We start from the raw sequence: 15,693 nt of genomic DNA, 5'->3' as shown, positions 1-15,693 counted from the left end.
GTATATTAAAAGTACCACTTAAATATATTTATATTAATATATAAAGGGTGGTGGAAAATTTGATAGTATCAATTAAATGGAAAAATATAAAAATAGTAATAGGATGTTTTATTTTGCTATTTGCAGCAGCTTTTGCATTAGATAAGTTTTATACTAATATTTCAATTTCTGCATCGACAGAAATCACTAATTGGGGACTAAGTTTTCAAGATAAAGGAAGATGTCCTATTGGTAATGCAACACCTAATCACTTAAGGAAATTTAATTCATATTATATTGGTGATTCTGATGAAAAAGCGATTTATTTAACCTTTGATGCAGGATTTGAGAATGGTTATACTCCTTCTATACTAGATACTTTAAAAAAACATAATATTAAAGCCGCGTTTTTTTTAGTTGGAAACTATATTGAAAAAGAGCCAGATTTAGTTAAGCGAATGGTGGAAGAGGGGCATATTGTTGGAAATCATACATATAATCATCCTGATATGTCTAAAATTTCTGATATGGCATCATTTAAAAAAGAAATTAATGCTCTTGAAGAGTTGTACAAAAGTACAACAGGGCAAGAAATGCTTAAGTTTTATAGACCTCCACAAGGTAAGTTTAATGAAAATAATTTAAAACTAGCAAATGAATTAGGTTATAAGACCATTTTCTGGAGCTTAGCATATGTTGATTGGTATGTTAATAAGCAACCAACTAAGGAATATGCTTTTGAAAAATTAGTACCACGTATTCATCCTGGTGCAGTAGTTTTATTGCACAGCACATCTAAAACAAATTGCGAAATATTAGATGAGCTATTAACTAAGTGGGAATCAGAAGGATATGAATTTAAAACATTAAATGATTTAGTAAATAATAATTGAGATTTTACAACCTGTTAAAAAAAGTCAGCTTGTATAATGAGCTGTCTTTTTTTAGTTTCATAATTTACATAAGAAAAAAATATTGACAAATAAATTTTATTATGATAATTTTATTGTAATAAATATTGCATGAGGAAGAGTAATCATTTAGTTGTAATTTAAGAGAGATAGGGTTGGTGTGAGCCTATTATTAAACTTTGATGAAGACACCTTGAATGTATGCAACAACAATTGAGAGGGACTATTATGTAGTCCAAGTAGGGTGGCAACGCGGGTTATTCTCGTCCCTATAGCGGGGCGATTTTTATTTTTTTGATAAAAATCGATTATAATTTAAAAATCGGAGGATACAATTATGGAAACAATGGGAACACTCAGAAGAACTAACATGTGTGGCGACTTATCAATGAATGATGTAAACAAAGAAGTCGTTTTAATGGGATGGGTTCAAAAAAGAAGGAGTCTTGGAGGACTTATATTTGCAGATTTAAGAGATATAACTGGATTAGTTCAAGTTGTATTTGATACAGATTACAACAATGATGCATTTGAAAAAGCAGAAAGCTTGAGAAGTGAGTTTGTTATTGCAGTTAAAGGTGAAATTCGTGAAAGACAGTCAAAGAACCTTGATATGGCGACAGGCGAAATTGAAGTATATATAAAAGAGTTAAAAATACTAGATAGCTCAGAAACTCCACCAATTTATATTAAAGATAATGATGATGTTTCGGAACAAATGAGATTAAAATATAGATTTTTAGATTTAAGAAAACCATCAATGCAGAAAAATCTCTTAATGAGAAGCAAAACTTCGAAGATTATTAGAGATTTTATGTACGACAATGGTTTCAATGAAATAGAAACACCTTTTTTAACTAAACCTACACCAGAAGGTGCAAGGGATTATTTAGTACCTAGTAGAGTAAATCCAGGTAAATTTTATGCATTGCCACAATCACCTCAGTTGTTTAAACAACTTTTAATGGTTTCTGGTATGAATAGATATTATCAAATAGTTAGATGCTTTAGAGATGAAGATTTAAGAGCAAACAGACAGCCCGAATTTACGCAATTAGACCTTGAAATGTCATTTGTAGATGTAGAGGATGTAATAGAGTTAAATGAAAGATTAATACAAAAAATATTTAAGGAAGTTAAAAATATAGATGTATCTCTTCCTATTAAAAGAATGTCATATCAAGTTGCAATGGATAAGTATGGTTGTGATAAACCAGATTTGAGATTTGGGTATGAGTTAAATAATATAAGTGAAATATTTAAAAATTCTGAGTTTAACGCTTTTAAATCAACACTTGATAATGGTGGAATAATTAAATGTGTTAAAATTGATGGTTCAGCAGAAAGTTTTTCTAAAAAAGGAATATCTAAACTTGAAAAATTTGTTAAAACTTATGGAGCAAAAGGCTTAGCTTGGTTCAAATTCGAAAATGGAGTTTTAGAATCACCTATAGCTAAATTCTTAAGTGAATATGAAATAAATGAATTGATGAAATCACTTAATATAAAAGAAGGAGATATAGCCTTTATAGTTGCTGACAAGGAATCAGTTGTAAATACTTCATTAGGAGCATTGAGAATTGAAATTGCACATGATAAAAATCTAATAGATGAAAATTCATTTGAAATGGTATGGATTACTGATTTCCCATTATTTGAATACAGTGAAGAGGAAGATAGATATGTTGCTAAACATCATCCGTTTACAGCACCAGTTGATAAAGATTTAGATAAACTAGAATCAGATCCAGGTTCATGTAGAGCTAAAGCTTACGATATAGTTATTAATGGTGATGAAATTGGTGGCGGTAGCATAAGAATTACAAATAGGGATTTACAAAATAGAATGTTTAAGGCCCTTGGGTTTACGCAAGAAGAAGCTAATGAAAAGTTTGGTTTCTTGTTAGAAGCATTTAAATACGGGGTACCGCCTCATGGTGGATTAGCATTTGGACTGGATCGTCTCATGATGATGTTAACTAATAGTGATAATATTAGAGACGTAATAGCATTTCCTAAAACACAAAGTGCGTCTTGTTTAATGACAGAAGCACCAGCTTTTACATCGGATAAACAACTAAAGGAATTAGGTATAAATGTTGTAGAATAAAAAATTAAAATATGATATAATAAATACACAAATGAAACAAAGACAGTATGATTAGGGCAATCTCTTGCGGTTGCCCTAATCATTAACAAATATATACTATATATTGAAACTGCTTATACATTAGAATCATAGAAAGGAAGTGTTATAATGGAACAAGTAGGAAAAATCGAGAGAATAGATGGAAATATGGCAACTATTTTAGTTAAAAGAGTATCTATGTGTGGAGATAATTGTAAGAGTTGTTCTTCAGCATGCAAGGTTAATGGTGTTGTAATAAAAACTGAGGTAGCAAGTGATATAAAAGTTGGAGATTATGTTGAAATATCAACGGAGAATGAAGTAATGTTCAAACATATATTTATGTTGTATGGAACTCCTTTTGTTATAATGTTAGGAACTATTTTTGCATTTATGTTTTTATTTAAAAATAGTTCAAATAGAGATTTAATATCTGCTTTATCAGGACTTGCATCTTTAGGTTTATCATATTTTATTTTGAAAAACTATGATAAAAAAGAAATGGAAAACAATGCAATTAAATATACGGTTGCAAAAAAACTATAAATAAATATAATTATTTATGAAGGAATTATAATGAATATATTTGATTTGCAGTATGAAAATTCAATAAAAAAAAAGGGACCTTTAGCTGAACGTATGAGACCTTTAAGTTTAGAATATTTTGTTGGTCAAAAGCATATAGTAGGTGAAGGAAAAATATTAAACAGAGCAATAATTTCTGATAAACTTTCATCTGCAATTTTTTATGGACCACCTGGAACAGGTAAAACAACTTTAGCTAAAATTATAGCAGAAAAAACTAAAAATAATTTTACTACCTTAAATGCTGTTACTAGTGGAATCAAAGATATAAAGGAAAAGATTAAATTTGCAGTTGATGAATTATCTATTTATAATAAAAGGACAATCCTTTTTATAGATGAAATTCATCGTTTTAATAAAGCACAGCAAGATGCTTTGCTACCTTATGTTGAAAATGGAACTATAATATTAATAGGGGCAACAACTGAAAATCCATATTTTGAAGTAAATCCTGCTCTAATATCAAGGTCATTAGTATTTGAATTTAAACAAATAACAAATGATGATATTAAAAGTGTATTAAAAAAAGCACTTTTGGACAAAGAAAGAGGATATGGAGATAAAGACATTCTGGTTTCTGAGTCAGCACTTGATATAATTATAGATAATTCAAATGGTGATATTAGGAAAGCCTTAAGTGCACTTGAATTAGGTGTTGAAACAACCTTACCTGAGGAGAATCAAATCGTCAAAATAGACGATGATATTGCACAAGAATGTATTCAGAATAAAAAAATTGTTTATGATAAAAATGGTGATAATCATTATGATACCATATCAGCGTTTATAAAAAGTATGCGGGGTTCAGACCCTGATGCGGCTGTATATTGGCTTGCGAAAATGATAAAGGGTGGAGAAGATCCTAAATTTATAGGACGTAGAATTATAATATGTGCTTCAGAAGATGTTGGAAATGCGGATCCTAGAGCTTTAGAAGTAGCAGTAAATGCATTCAAAGCTATTGAAATAATAGGAATGCCTGAAGGGCGCATAATTCTTGCTCAAGCAGCTATATATATAGCATGCGCACCAAAAAGCAATGCTTCATACATTGCTATAAATAGAGCAATGGTAGATGCAGATAAAAATTCTCTGGAAATACCGTCTCATCTAAGAGATAAAAGTTACTCTGGAGCAACTAAACTTAATAGAGGAGTTTCATATAAATATCCTCATGACTATGATAAATTTTATGTTAAGCAGCAATACTTGCCAGATAATTTAAGTAATACAAATTATTATGAACCTAAAGAATCAGGTTATGAAGCTAGAATGAAAAAGTTTTTAGATTATTTGAAACTCAGTTAGGATATACCATTTTGCCTTGGTTGTCCTATAGGATAGGAGGATTAAAATGGAATTAAAGATATTAGATATTAATATTACAAACGAAAATATAGAACAAAAAATATATGAGAAAATAAATTTAGAAGAATTTGAACTCGATAAAGAATATGACATTGTTGCTTCGTTTTATAACAGGGATTTGATTGAAGATAGTTTAAATGAAGATGTACTTTATGAAATTAAAAAGAAACATTTTAAGTTTATTAAAATAGTTAGAAATATATTTGAAAAAAACAATATTATAATTAATAAATTTTATCTAATGGGTACAATAGTGGAACTTTTAGATGATGAAATTGATATAAAAATAAAAAAATCAAATAGTAAAAACATTAAAAGCAATGTTATATGGCCTTGTAAAGAAATATTCATATATGAAGATGGGAAAAACAAATTAGATAGTTTGTTATTTACTAATCAGATTTCTATGGAAGAATATGAGTCTAATTTAGAAGATTTGAAATATGAACTGAGCATATATGAAAATGAAGAAGAATTCGAGTATTTAAATTAAAAAGTATAATTATAAATATAGTAAAAAAAGCATGTTGTTAAAAAGAATTGGAGGCAATAATATGAAAGCTTATGATTTGATTAATAAAGTAGAAATAGAAGTAACTTATGATAGCCTTATAAATTTAATGTCAAATGAAAACAGACAAGTAGATTTAATACTTAACGAAAAAGTGACAGATGAAGATGGTTATCTAACTTGGGATGCTGAGCATTGGACAACCGTAGATTCAAAAAGATTTATGAGATGTTATTCATTAGGAGATAGACAGTTAAGGGATTTTACTTCACATAATATATATGATTTAAAAAATGATTTCAAACCAGAAAAAGCAAAAGAAATTCAAATAAATTAATAACTTTATAAAATAAATTTTAATTAACACAAAAATGCAATGGAAAGTCCCATTGCATTTTTGTCATTAATAATTTAATTTCCTAAGCCTCTATTATGTTGTAACCTATTAGATTATCTTTAATAAAATAAATAAGGGTAATAAGATAACTAGTAATAATTTGAACATTCTAATATCTTAACAGCATAAAGGAGGAGTCAAATGGAGATTTATATTATTACATTCAAGCAAGGAAACTATACTATAGCTGCATTTAGCAGACTTGAAAATATGGGATTTAAAGATATAAAGTTGTCTTCAGTGCCATTCAGTATTAAAAGTGAATGTGATTTATGTATAAGAACAAATAACTATGAAATGCTAAAATCAATTTTAAGAGAGTGTAGGGGGAAATATCCAATTAACAATGTTTATAGTTCAATAAAAGTAAACGGAACATATGTTTATAAATTACTTCCTATAACAATTGATTAGCTTTTGATATTCTCTAGAAAAACAATTATATATAAGAAAATAAAAAAAGAAAAGTAATAGGTAATCTATTGTTTTTCTTTTTTTATTAAAGATGAATGCATAAAGTGCTTACCTTGCAACAGAAAAAAATATGGGAAGTAAAAAATATTTAATGTTGACAAAATTAGTTGGGTATAATATAATCTAATTAATCCCTAGTTAAAAGGTCGGGAATAAACATTGAAAGGAGTTAAGTTATGATATTATCTACAAAAGGAAGATATGGATTGAAGGCAGTATTTGAACTTTCTCTCAATTATGGTTTGGGTCCTGTATCTCTTAAAAAAATATCGGATAAATACAATATGTCAGAAAATTATTTAGAACAGCTTTTTTCAAAATTAAAGAAAAAAGGGTATATAGAAACTGTAAGGGGAGCTCAGGGTGGATATTTGCTAGCAAAGGATCCCAGTGAGTTGACTGTAGGTATGATACTTAGAACACTAGAGGGAGAAATGACTACTTCGGATTGTTTAAGCAAGGAAATATGTTCTAGAGAGTCTGTTTGTGCAACAAGAGGGATATTTGAAAAAATAGAAAAAAGTATAAATGATGTTATAGATAATATAACTTTAGCAGATATGAATAAAGACCATGAAAAAATAAACACAGAGGAGAAATAGTAAAATGAACAGAAAAATTTATTTAGACAATGCTGCAACTACAAAAGTAAAAAAAGAAGTAATAGAAGAAATGAAAAGCTATTTTGATGAAATGTATGGAAATCCTTCTAGTGGGATTTATGAGCTTGGAAGAAGGTCGAAAGAAGCTGTTGAAAATGCAAGAAAAACTGTAGCAGACTTTATAAATGCTGATGAAAAAGAACTATATTTTACTGCTGGTGGTTCGGAGTCTGATAACTGGGCTATAAAAGGAGTTGCTTTTGCTAATAAAGATAAGGGAAATCATATTATTACCACCAAAATAGAGCACCATGCTGTTTTGCATACATGCGAATATCTTGAAAAGTTTGGATTTGAAACAACTTACCTAGATGTAGATGAATATGGAATGATAGATTTAGAACAATTAAAAAGTAGCATAAAACCAGAAACAATATTAATATCAATAATGTATGCAAACAATGAAATAGGAACAATTCAGCCAATAGAAAAAATAGGTGAAATCGCAAAAGAACATAATATTATTTTCCATACTGACGCAGTTCAAGCTCTTGGAGCTGTTAGAATAGATGTAAAAAAACAACATATAGATTTAATGTCAATGTCGGCTCATAAATTAGGTGGTCCTAAGGGAATTGGTGGAATGTACATTAGAAAAGGAATTAAAATAGATAATTTAATTCACGGTGGAGGACAAGAAAGAGGAAAAAGAGCTGGCACTGAAGGAGTTCAAAATATAGTTGGTTTTGGAAAAGCTGTTGAATTAGCTAGTAAAAATTTCGAACAATATGTTTCTAAATTAACTGAAACTAGAAATAAGTTAATGGAAGGTATTAAAAACAACATACCTGATGTAGTGTTAAATGGTCATCCAACTATGAGACTACCAAATAATGTTAATTTTTCATACCAATATGTAGAGGGTGAATCAATACTACTCCTGTTAGATATGGATGGAATAGCTGCATCAAGTGGCTCTGCTTGTACATCTGGTTCGCTTGATCCATCGCATGTACTTTTAGCAACTGGGCTTGACCATGGAACGGCTCACGGATCAATTAGGTTTACAATAAGTGAAGAAACAACAGATGAAGACATTAATTTTGTAATAGAAACAATGAAAAATATAATTGAAAAGCTACGAGCAATTTCACCACTAAAAAAGAATATGTAAACAAGTGATAACAATATTAAAGTAAATTGGAGGATAAAGATATGTATACAGAAATAGTAATGGATCATTTTAAAAACCCAAGGAATGTAGGTTCAATAGAAAATGCAGATGGTGTTGGCCAAGTTGGTAATGCTAAATGTGGAGATATAATGAAAATATATTTAAAAATTAATGATGATATAATTGAAGATGCAAAATTTGAGACATTTGGTTGCGGTTCAGCAATTGCATCATCTAGCATGGCTACAGAATTAATAATAGGTAAAAGTATAAATGAAGCTGTAGAATTTTCTAACAAGGCTGTTGTTGAAGCTTTAGGAGGGCTTCCACCTGTTAAAGTTCACTGTTCAGTTCTTGCAGAACAAGCAATTAAATCGGCATTATATGATTACGCACAAAAAACAAATAAAGTTATTAAAGGTTTAGAAAATTATACTCCTGAAGATGAAGAGGTTCATTGTCATTAATATAAAAGACTTTGAAAAAAATATTTAAGAGCGGTGACGTAATGTAAGCATTACAGTCACCGCTTTGCGTTGTACATAAATTACTAGATTATAATTATTTGTTGACAACATACGATTGCATACATTATAATTTACTTTATTATAATGCGTACGAATGAAAATATAATGGAGGATATGAATGAATAGATTTTCAATAAACAATATAAGAAAAGAATTTTTAGAATTTTTTAAAAATAAAGAGCATTTAACAGAGCAAAGCTTTTCTCTTGTTCCTAAGAACGATAAAAGCTTATTGCTTATAGGTGCAGGAATGGCACCTATGAAAAGATATTTTACTGGAGCGGAAAAACCACCTGCTAAAAGAATAGCTACATGTCAAAAATGCATTAGAACTGGAGATATTGATAATGTAGGCGTTACAGCTAGGCATCTAACTTTTTTTGAAATGCTTGGAAACTTTTCGTTTGGAGATTATTTTAAAGAAGAAGCGATAGAATGGGCGTGGGAGTTTTTAACTGAAACCATTAAAATTGAAAAAGATAAACTTTGGGTTACTGTTTATGATAAAGATGAAGAAGCTTTAAAAATATGGAATGAGAAAGTTGGTCTTTCTCTGGATAGAATTATTAAGTTAAAAGATAATTTCTGGGAGTTAGAAATAGGTCCAAGTGGTCCAGACTCAGAAATATTTTATGATACAGGGATAGAGAATGGTTGTGATTCACCTGATTGTAAACCAGGTTGTGAGTGCGATAGATTTATAGAAATATGGAATCTTGTATTTACCCAATTTGATAAAGATGAACAAGGAAATTATAATCCACTTGAAAATCCAAATATAGATACAGGAATGGGACTAGAAAGAGTTTCAACAGTATTGCAAGGTAAAAAATCTGTTTTTGATGTTGAACCTTTAATAAGTATCATAAGAAAGGTTGAAGAAATATCAAAAGTAAAATATGGTGTTGAAGCTAAGAAAAATACTGCGATGAAAATTATTTGTGATCACTCACGAGCTGCTACTTTTATGATTTCTGATGGTGTTATACCATCGAATGAAGGTAGAGGATATGTTCTTAGAAGGTTGATTAGAAGGGCTATTCGTCAAGGAAAATATTTAGGGATTGAAAACCAGTTTTTGTGCGATACTGTACAGGTTGTTATAAATGAGTGGAAAGAGGCTTATAAAGAGCTTTCAGAAAAAGAAAGCTATATTTTAAAAGTTATAAGCTTAGAAGAAGAAAAATTTAAAACTACTATAGATCAAGGACTTGAATTGCTTCAAAAAGAAATAGATATAATAAAAGAAAAAAATGTAGATATTTTAGATGGTAGCATAGCATTTAAGCTATATGATACTTATGGGTTTCCATTAGAACTTACAGAAGAAATATTAAAAGAAAACGGATTTAATCTCAATAAAGATGAGTTTGTTTCAATTATGGAACAACATAGAAAAATGGCTAGAAATGCAAGAAACAAAACTGGAAGTTCAGGTTGGAAAGATGAACAATTTAATATAGAAACATCTAAAACAGAGTTTACAGGATATACAGATGAATCAAATGCATCTGAAATTCTTAGTATTGTTGTTGATGGAACTGAGGTGAATTCTATAAAAAATGGACAAAAAGGTGCAATTATACTTGATAAAACGCCATTTTATGCTGAAGGTGGCGGGCAGATAGGGGATACTGGAAGTATATTATCTGAAAGCGCTAAAATAAATGTATTAAATACAAGAAAATTCAATAAGGACATTTTCATTCATGAGGTAGAAGTGGTAAAAGGTGAAGTGTCTGTAGGTGAAAAAGTTGCTTCTAATATAGATTTGCAAAGAAGGAAGAATATTGCTAAAAATCATACATGTACACATTTGCTTCACGGAGTGTTAAGAAATTTGTTTGGTGAGCATGTTAATCAAGCAGGTTCATATGTTTCTGAAGATAGATTAAGATTTGATTATACACACTTCGAAGCTGTAGATAGTGAAACAATTAAAGAAATAGAAAATCGAGTAAATGAAGCAATACAGGCTGATTATAAAATATCTGTTGATTTTTTAAACTTAGAAGAAGCAAGAAAAACAGGTGCGACAGCACTTTTTGATGAAAAATATGGAGATGTTGTAAGAGTTGTTAGCATAGAAAATTTTAGTAAAGAGTTATGTGGTGGTACTCATATTGAGGAAACGTCAAAAATCGGAATGTTTAAAATACTTTCAGAAGGTAGCATTGCATCTGGAGTTAGAAGGGTAGAAGCAGTAACTGGAAAGGCAGCATATGAATATTTAGTAGAGCTTAATAATGTGGTAGAAGAATTGTCTAATATAATGAAATCTACTAAGGATGAATTGTTAAGTAAAGTTACAAATTTAAAAAAAGAATCAAAAGAAAAAGATAAAGAAATTCAAAGATTAAATAATGAAATTCTTAAAAATAGTATGGATGAAATTCTTGAGCAATATGAAGAAATTAATGGAATTAAATTATTTGCTTTAAAGTTGAAGGATAAAGATGCTAACTCACTAAGAGAAATAGCTGATAAAATTAAGGATAAAAACAATAGCTGTATAATTCTTTTAGCATCTGAATTAAATGAAAAAGTACTGTTTGTATCATCTGTAACAAAGGATTTAATTCAAAAGGGTTTCCATGCAGGTAATATAGTTAAAGAAGCTGCTTCTATAGCTGGTGGCGGCGGTGGCGGTAGGCCAGATTTTGCACAAGCAGGTGGGAAAAATCCAAATAAAATAGATGATGCAGTAAATGCTGTTCGTAATATATTAAGTCGATAAATAACTAAAATTTAATATAAAGTATAAAATAGAATCTGATAAATAAACCATAATTATCCATGATTGTTTCTTAATACAAATAATAAATAATTATGGTTGATTTTATTACAAAAATGTATTATAATTAAAAGAGGTGTTTTTTATGGATAAAAAAGTCAATAATACTGCAAAGTTTGATTATAATATGGAATCTCTAAATGGGGCTAGGGAAATTATATCTCAGGTGTATCAGTCATTAAAGGAAAAAGGATACAATCCAAACAATCAGCTCATAGGGTACATATTATCAGGAGATCCAACATATATTACTAATCATAACAATGCAAGAAGTTTAATACGTAAAATTGAAAGAGATGAACTATTAGAAGAAATACTAAATGTGTATTTAGATGTAATTGAACTTTAAATTACTGAAGTAAACAGCAGTATATTTATCAATATACTGCTTCATTTTTATATGGTGAAAATAATGGACTATATTAATTTTTTTGAGAAAGCAAATGTTTCTAAATTATGTTATGGAACTCTTTCTCTAAGTGATTTGCAAAATAATGATACTGATTATAATAAAATAAAATTATTAAATTATGCTTATGAAAAAGGAATAAATTTTTTAGATACTGCCGAGCTTTATAATAACTATAAATTATTAAAAGAATTCATAAAAGATAAAGACAGGGAAACACTAACTTTAGCTACAAAAAGCTATGCATACGATGAGAAAACTGCTGAATATAGTATTATGAAAGCTTTAAAAGAAATGAATACCGATTATATTGATATATTCATGCTTCATGAGCAAGATAATGGAAATAATTTCAAAGGTCACAGTAAAGCTGTAGAGCGATTTATGAAATACAAAGAAGACGGAATAATTAAACATTTTGGAATATCAACTCACAGAGTGGAAGCAGTAAATGACAGCATAAAATTTAAAGAAATTGAAATAGTATTTCCTTTACTAAATATGAAAGGTATTGGAATACAAGATGGTAACATTACAGATATGCTGAATGCTGTAGAATTAGCAAAAAAGAACAACAAATTTATTTTAGCTATGAAAATTTATGGAGGAGGACACCTCATAAATGATGCAAAAAATGCATTTAATTTTGTGAAAAATTTAAATGAAGTAGATGCTATAGCTGTTGGTATGAGCACAAAAGAAGAAATTGATGCAAATATCAGTTACTTGGAAAACAATGAGTTAAATCATAATATAAAGAATAAACTAAAAAATCAAAAACGTACTCTCGTGATAGAAGAGTGGTGTATAGGTTGTGGAAGATGCGTAAAAAAATGCAAACAAAATGCTCTTGAAATTGTTGATGGAAAGTGTAAAGTCGATATGAGTAAATGTGTTTTGTGCAGTTATTGCGCAGGTGAATGTACGGATTTTTATATCAAAATTGTGTGAGGTATATATGGACAGAATTATGGGTCTTGATGTGGGAGACAGAACGATAGGAGTTGCAGTAAGTGATTTGTTAATGATAACAGCACAAGGAGTAACTACTATAAAAAGAACAAATTTAAAGAACGATATTAATGAGCTCAAGAAAATAATAGAAGAATATAAGGTTACTATAATTGTTTCAGGACTACCAAAAATGTTAGATGGGACGGTTGGAATCCAAGGTGAAAAAGTTTTACAATTTTTGGAAAAAATGAAAAAACATATAGATTTACCTGTTGAGCTTGAAGATGAGCGTTTTACTACATCAATATCTGAAAGAATGTTAATAGATGCCGATGTTAAAAGAAAAAAAAGAAAAGAAGTAATAGACAAATTAGCTGCTGTTCAAATATTGACAACATACATGCAGAGAACAAAATTAAAAGGCAACTAATTGTCAAATATATGGAGGTCACATGGAATATGGAAGATAATATAGTTGAACTTATTAATGATGAAGGTAAAGTAGAAAAACTCGTTATTGAAGCTACTTTTCATGTTGACGATGTTCAGTATGCAGTGCTTCATGAAGTAGATTCTGATGAAGGTATGATATATAGCTTAGATGAAACTGATGACGGGGAAATTATACTTAATATAATTGACGATGAAGAGGAATTAAAAGAGGTAATTGAAATCTATGAAGGAATAGCTGATGAACTAATATAGTTAAATTTTGAGGTGAAATTATGGGTTGTGTTGAATTCTTAAAAGAAAAACTTGGAGAAAGAAATTTCAAATTAACAAATCAAAGAAAAGTAGTTTTTGAAATCTTGACTGAAAAAAAAGAAGAGCATCTTAGCCCAGAAGAAATATATGAACATATAAAGGATATTTATCCTGAAATAGGTCTTGCGACAATATATAGAACACTTCAGTTGTTTGAGGAAATAGGATTAGTTTATAAGCTTAATTTTGATGATGGATGTTATAGATATGAAATATTATCTCCAAATAACAAGGAAGTTCATCAGCACCATCATTTAATTTGCAAAAAATGCGGTAAAATCATAGAAGTCAAAGAAGATCTAATGAACTCATTGGAAGAAATAATAGAAAAACAATACAATTTTGAAATAAAAAATCATATAGTTAAATTCACCGGAATCTGCAGTCAATGTAGAAATAAGGAGAATAATAATGGCAACAGAAAAGAAACATAAACTTAAGATAATTCCTTTAGGGGGATTAGGTGAAATCGGGAAAAATATGACAGTAATAGAATATGGTAGCAATATTGTTGTTATAGACTGTGGTATGTCGTTCCCAGAAGATGAAATGTTAGGAATTGATATTGTAATTCCAGATATAACTTATTTGATTAAAAATAAAGATAAAGTTAAGGGTATACTTTTAACACATGGTCATGAAGATCATATTGGTAACATACCATATTTGCTTAAGAAAATCAATGTTCCTATATATGGAACAAAACTTACCCTTGGTTTGGTTGAAAATAAACTTTTAGAACATAAAATAGAAGATGCACAGTTAAAAGTGCTTAATGCTGGTAAAACAATTAATCTTGGATGCTTTAAGATTACATTTATAAGAGGTAGCCACAGTATTCCAGATGCAGTTGGAATGGCAATTGAAACTCCTATTGGAATATTAGTTCATACGGGAGACTTTAAAATAGATTATACTCCTATAAGTGGCGAAGCAATTGACCTTGATATGTTTGCAGAGTTTGGAAGAAAAGGTGTGCTTGTAGCTATGTCAGATAGCACAAACGTAGAAAGACCAGGAACTACAGACTCAGAGCGTATTATAAGTAATAAATTTATGGAAATGTTTAAAACCTGTGATACAAGAATAATAGTTGCTTCCTTTGCATCGAATGTTTATAGAGTACAACAAGTAATTAATGCTGCTGTTGCATATGGAAGAAAAGTTGCAATATCTGGTAGGAGCATGATAAATGTAGTAAAGGTATCTCAAGAATTGGGTTATTTAGATGTTCCTGAGGGTACATTGGTACATGTAAATGACCTTAAAAGATACAAGGATAGTGAAATTGTTATTATTACAACAGGTAGTCAAGGTGAGCCTTTGTCAGCTCTTACGCGTATGGCAAACAGTGATCATAAAAAGCTTGAGATAAAAGCAGGTGATTTAGTTATTATATCTGCTAGTCCAATACCAGGCAATGAAAAAACAGTATCAAGAGTTATTAATATGCTGTATGAAAAGGGAGCCGAGGTAATGTATAGTGCGATTACACAGGTTCATGTGTCTGGTCATGCAAGGCGCGACGAATTAAAATTGATGCTCACTCTTTTAAAACCTAAGTTTTTTATTCCAGTACATGGAGAATATAGACATCTTATTCAACACGCAAAGTTAGCAGAAGAGCTTGGAATTGATGAGAAACATTCTATTGTAGGTAAAAATGGCGATGTAATTGAAATTACATCAAAATCAATTACGAAAAACGGAAATGTAACATCAGGTAATATCCTCGTAGATGGTCTAGGTGTAGGGGATGTTGGAAATATAGTTTTAAGAGATAGAAAGCTTTTATCTGAGAATGGATTGATAATTATAGTTTTATCTACCGAAAGAGGTACAGGACGAGTTCTTGCCGGTCCTGAAATTGTTTCAAGAGGATTTATCTATGTTAGAGAAAACATTGATTTAATAGAAGAATCAAAGGCTGTAGTGAGACGCGCTTTGTGTAAATGCCAAGAAACCAATACAAGAGAGTGGAATAATATAAAGATGGCTATCAAAGATGCACTTAGTAGCTTTATTTATGAAAAAATTAAAAGAAGTCCAATGATACTTCCAATAATTGTAGAAGTTAATAATAATGAATTACCAGATTTGTCAGATAAATAATCA

General features: G+C 29.6%; 17 protein-coding genes and 1 other annotated feature. All 17 genes read left to right on the top strand.

Going from position 1 to position 15,693, the window contains the following annotated elements; all coding sequences use genetic code 11:
• The first annotated feature begins 59 nt into the window (after window positions 1-59).
• The 17 genes from pdaA to J2Z76_RS04145 all read left to right on the top strand — a co-directional run bounded on the left by pdaA (window position 60) and on the right by J2Z76_RS04145 (window position 15,690).
• Window positions 60-872, top strand: a complete 813-nt coding sequence (pdaA, locus tag J2Z76_RS04225) for a delta-lactam-biosynthetic de-N-acetylase (protein WP_425347555.1) — start codon at window positions 60-62, stop codon at window positions 870-872.
• A 117-nt stretch (window positions 873-989) separates the two neighbouring features.
• Window positions 990-1,164: a binding site (T-box leader), on the top strand.
• A 63-nt stretch (window positions 1,165-1,227) separates the two neighbouring features.
• Complete coding sequence (aspS, locus tag J2Z76_RS04220) at window positions 1,228-3,000, top strand: aspartate--tRNA ligase (protein WP_245210316.1); 1,773 nt, start codon at window positions 1,228-1,230, stop codon at window positions 2,998-3,000.
• Between the two features lie 147 nt (window positions 3,001-3,147).
• The gene (locus J2Z76_RS04215; RefSeq protein ID WP_209510756.1) at window positions 3,148-3,564 is read left to right on the top strand and encodes a SoxR reducing system RseC family protein; all 417 of its coding nucleotides are present in this window, start codon (window positions 3,148-3,150) and stop codon (window positions 3,562-3,564) included.
• Window positions 3,565-3,594: 30 nt separating this feature from the next.
• Window positions 3,595-4,911 (top strand): replication-associated recombination protein A, encoded by a 1,317-nt coding sequence (locus J2Z76_RS04210; RefSeq protein WP_209510755.1) that lies wholly within the window; start codon window positions 3,595-3,597, stop codon window positions 4,909-4,911.
• A 46-nt stretch (window positions 4,912-4,957) separates the two neighbouring features.
• Window positions 4,958-5,464: a hypothetical protein gene (locus tag J2Z76_RS04205; protein ID WP_209510754.1), complete on the top strand. Its 507-nt coding sequence runs from the start codon at window positions 4,958-4,960 to the stop codon at window positions 5,462-5,464.
• A 61-nt stretch (window positions 5,465-5,525) separates the two neighbouring features.
• Window positions 5,526-5,819, top strand: a complete 294-nt coding sequence (locus J2Z76_RS04200) for a hypothetical protein (protein WP_209510753.1) — start codon at window positions 5,526-5,528, stop codon at window positions 5,817-5,819.
• 201 nt (window positions 5,820-6,020) lie between these two features.
• On the top strand, window positions 6,021-6,293 hold the full coding sequence (locus J2Z76_RS04195; RefSeq protein ID WP_209510752.1) for a putative Se/S carrier-like protein: 273 nt from the start codon (window positions 6,021-6,023) through the stop codon (window positions 6,291-6,293).
• A 236-nt stretch (window positions 6,294-6,529) separates the two neighbouring features.
• On the top strand, window positions 6,530-6,955 hold the full coding sequence (locus J2Z76_RS04190; protein WP_209510751.1) for an RrF2 family transcriptional regulator: 426 nt from the start codon (window positions 6,530-6,532) through the stop codon (window positions 6,953-6,955).
• 4 nt (window positions 6,956-6,959) lie between these two features.
• Entirely contained in the window at window positions 6,960-8,129 is a 1,170-nt protein-coding gene (nifS, locus tag J2Z76_RS04185; protein ID WP_209510750.1) for a cysteine desulfurase NifS, read from the top strand.
• A gap of 41 nt (window positions 8,130-8,170) precedes the next feature.
• A complete protein-coding gene (gene nifU, locus J2Z76_RS04180) occupies window positions 8,171-8,596 on the top strand; it encodes a Fe-S cluster assembly scaffold protein NifU (RefSeq protein WP_209510749.1) in 426 nt (141 codons plus the stop codon).
• Between the two features lie 178 nt (window positions 8,597-8,774).
• Window positions 8,775-11,393: an alanine--tRNA ligase gene (gene alaS, locus J2Z76_RS04175; protein ID WP_209510748.1), complete on the top strand. Its 2,619-nt coding sequence runs from the start codon at window positions 8,775-8,777 to the stop codon at window positions 11,391-11,393.
• A gap of 142 nt (window positions 11,394-11,535) precedes the next feature.
• Window positions 11,536-11,799: an IreB family regulatory phosphoprotein gene (locus J2Z76_RS04170; RefSeq protein ID WP_209510747.1), complete on the top strand. Its 264-nt coding sequence runs from the start codon at window positions 11,536-11,538 to the stop codon at window positions 11,797-11,799.
• Between the two features lie 63 nt (window positions 11,800-11,862).
• Window positions 11,863-12,810: an aldo/keto reductase gene (locus J2Z76_RS04165; protein WP_209510746.1), complete on the top strand. Its 948-nt coding sequence runs from the start codon at window positions 11,863-11,865 to the stop codon at window positions 12,808-12,810.
• 7 nt (window positions 12,811-12,817) lie between these two features.
• Window positions 12,818-13,243, top strand: a complete 426-nt coding sequence (ruvX, locus tag J2Z76_RS04160) for a Holliday junction resolvase RuvX (RefSeq protein WP_209510745.1) — start codon at window positions 12,818-12,820, stop codon at window positions 13,241-13,243.
• A gap of 29 nt (window positions 13,244-13,272) precedes the next feature.
• Window positions 13,273-13,518, top strand: coding sequence for a DUF1292 domain-containing protein (locus tag J2Z76_RS04155; protein WP_209510744.1), 246 nt, complete (start codon window positions 13,273-13,275; stop codon window positions 13,516-13,518).
• Window positions 13,519-13,538: 20 nt separating this feature from the next.
• A complete protein-coding gene (locus tag J2Z76_RS04150; RefSeq protein ID WP_209510743.1) occupies window positions 13,539-14,012 on the top strand; it encodes a Fur family transcriptional regulator in 474 nt (157 codons plus the stop codon).
• A complete protein-coding gene (locus J2Z76_RS04145) occupies window positions 13,990-15,690 on the top strand; it encodes a ribonuclease J (protein ID WP_209510742.1) in 1,701 nt (566 codons plus the stop codon). The genes J2Z76_RS04150 and J2Z76_RS04145 overlap by 23 nt, the downstream gene beginning before the upstream one ends.
• Window positions 15,691-15,693: the final 3 nt, after the last annotated feature.

Origin of the sequence: Sedimentibacter acidaminivorans, from assembly GCF_017873955.1 — a bacterium.
GTDB classification, from domain to species: domain Bacteria; phylum Bacillota; class Clostridia; order Tissierellales; family Sedimentibacteraceae; genus Sedimentibacter; species Sedimentibacter acidaminivorans.
The sequence above is the reverse complement of the archived record's forward strand: the minus strand, read 5'-3'. Positions and strand labels throughout refer to the sequence as shown.

What these genes read in the sequence shown, in the direction of transcription:
- ruvX (WP_209510745.1), top strand. Translation starts at nt 12,818, where the DNA reads ATGGACAGAATTATGGGTCTTGATGTGGGAGACAGAACGATAGGAGTT.
- alaS (WP_209510748.1), top strand. Translation starts at nt 8,775, where the DNA reads ATGAATAGATTTTCAATAAACAATATAAGAAAAGAATTTTTAGAATTT.
- J2Z76_RS04170 (WP_209510747.1), top strand. Translation starts at nt 11,536, where the DNA reads ATGGATAAAAAAGTCAATAATACTGCAAAGTTTGATTATAATATGGAA.
- J2Z76_RS04150 (WP_209510743.1), top strand. Translation starts at nt 13,539, where the DNA reads ATGGGTTGTGTTGAATTCTTAAAAGAAAAACTTGGAGAAAGAAATTTC.
- J2Z76_RS04205 (WP_209510754.1), top strand. Translation starts at nt 4,958, where the DNA reads ATGGAATTAAAGATATTAGATATTAATATTACAAACGAAAATATAGAA.
- J2Z76_RS04215 (WP_209510756.1), top strand. Translation starts at nt 3,148, where the DNA reads ATGGAACAAGTAGGAAAAATCGAGAGAATAGATGGAAATATGGCAACT.
- aspS (WP_245210316.1), top strand. Translation starts at nt 1,228, where the DNA reads ATGGAAACAATGGGAACACTCAGAAGAACTAACATGTGTGGCGACTTA.
- J2Z76_RS04145 (WP_209510742.1), top strand. Translation starts at nt 13,990, where the DNA reads ATGGCAACAGAAAAGAAACATAAACTTAAGATAATTCCTTTAGGGGGA.
- J2Z76_RS04165 (WP_209510746.1), top strand. Translation starts at nt 11,863, where the DNA reads ATGGACTATATTAATTTTTTTGAGAAAGCAAATGTTTCTAAATTATGT.
- J2Z76_RS04200 (WP_209510753.1), top strand. Translation starts at nt 5,526, where the DNA reads ATGAAAGCTTATGATTTGATTAATAAAGTAGAAATAGAAGTAACTTAT.
- J2Z76_RS04155 (WP_209510744.1), top strand. Translation starts at nt 13,273, where the DNA reads ATGGAAGATAATATAGTTGAACTTATTAATGATGAAGGTAAAGTAGAA.
- nifS (WP_209510750.1), top strand. Translation starts at nt 6,960, where the DNA reads ATGAACAGAAAAATTTATTTAGACAATGCTGCAACTACAAAAGTAAAA.
- J2Z76_RS04190 (WP_209510751.1), top strand. Translation starts at nt 6,530, where the DNA reads ATGATATTATCTACAAAAGGAAGATATGGATTGAAGGCAGTATTTGAA.
- nifU (WP_209510749.1), top strand. Translation starts at nt 8,171, where the DNA reads ATGTATACAGAAATAGTAATGGATCATTTTAAAAACCCAAGGAATGTA.
- J2Z76_RS04195 (WP_209510752.1), top strand. Translation starts at nt 6,021, where the DNA reads ATGGAGATTTATATTATTACATTCAAGCAAGGAAACTATACTATAGCT.
- J2Z76_RS04210 (WP_209510755.1), top strand. Translation starts at nt 3,595, where the DNA reads ATGAATATATTTGATTTGCAGTATGAAAATTCAATAAAAAAAAAGGGA.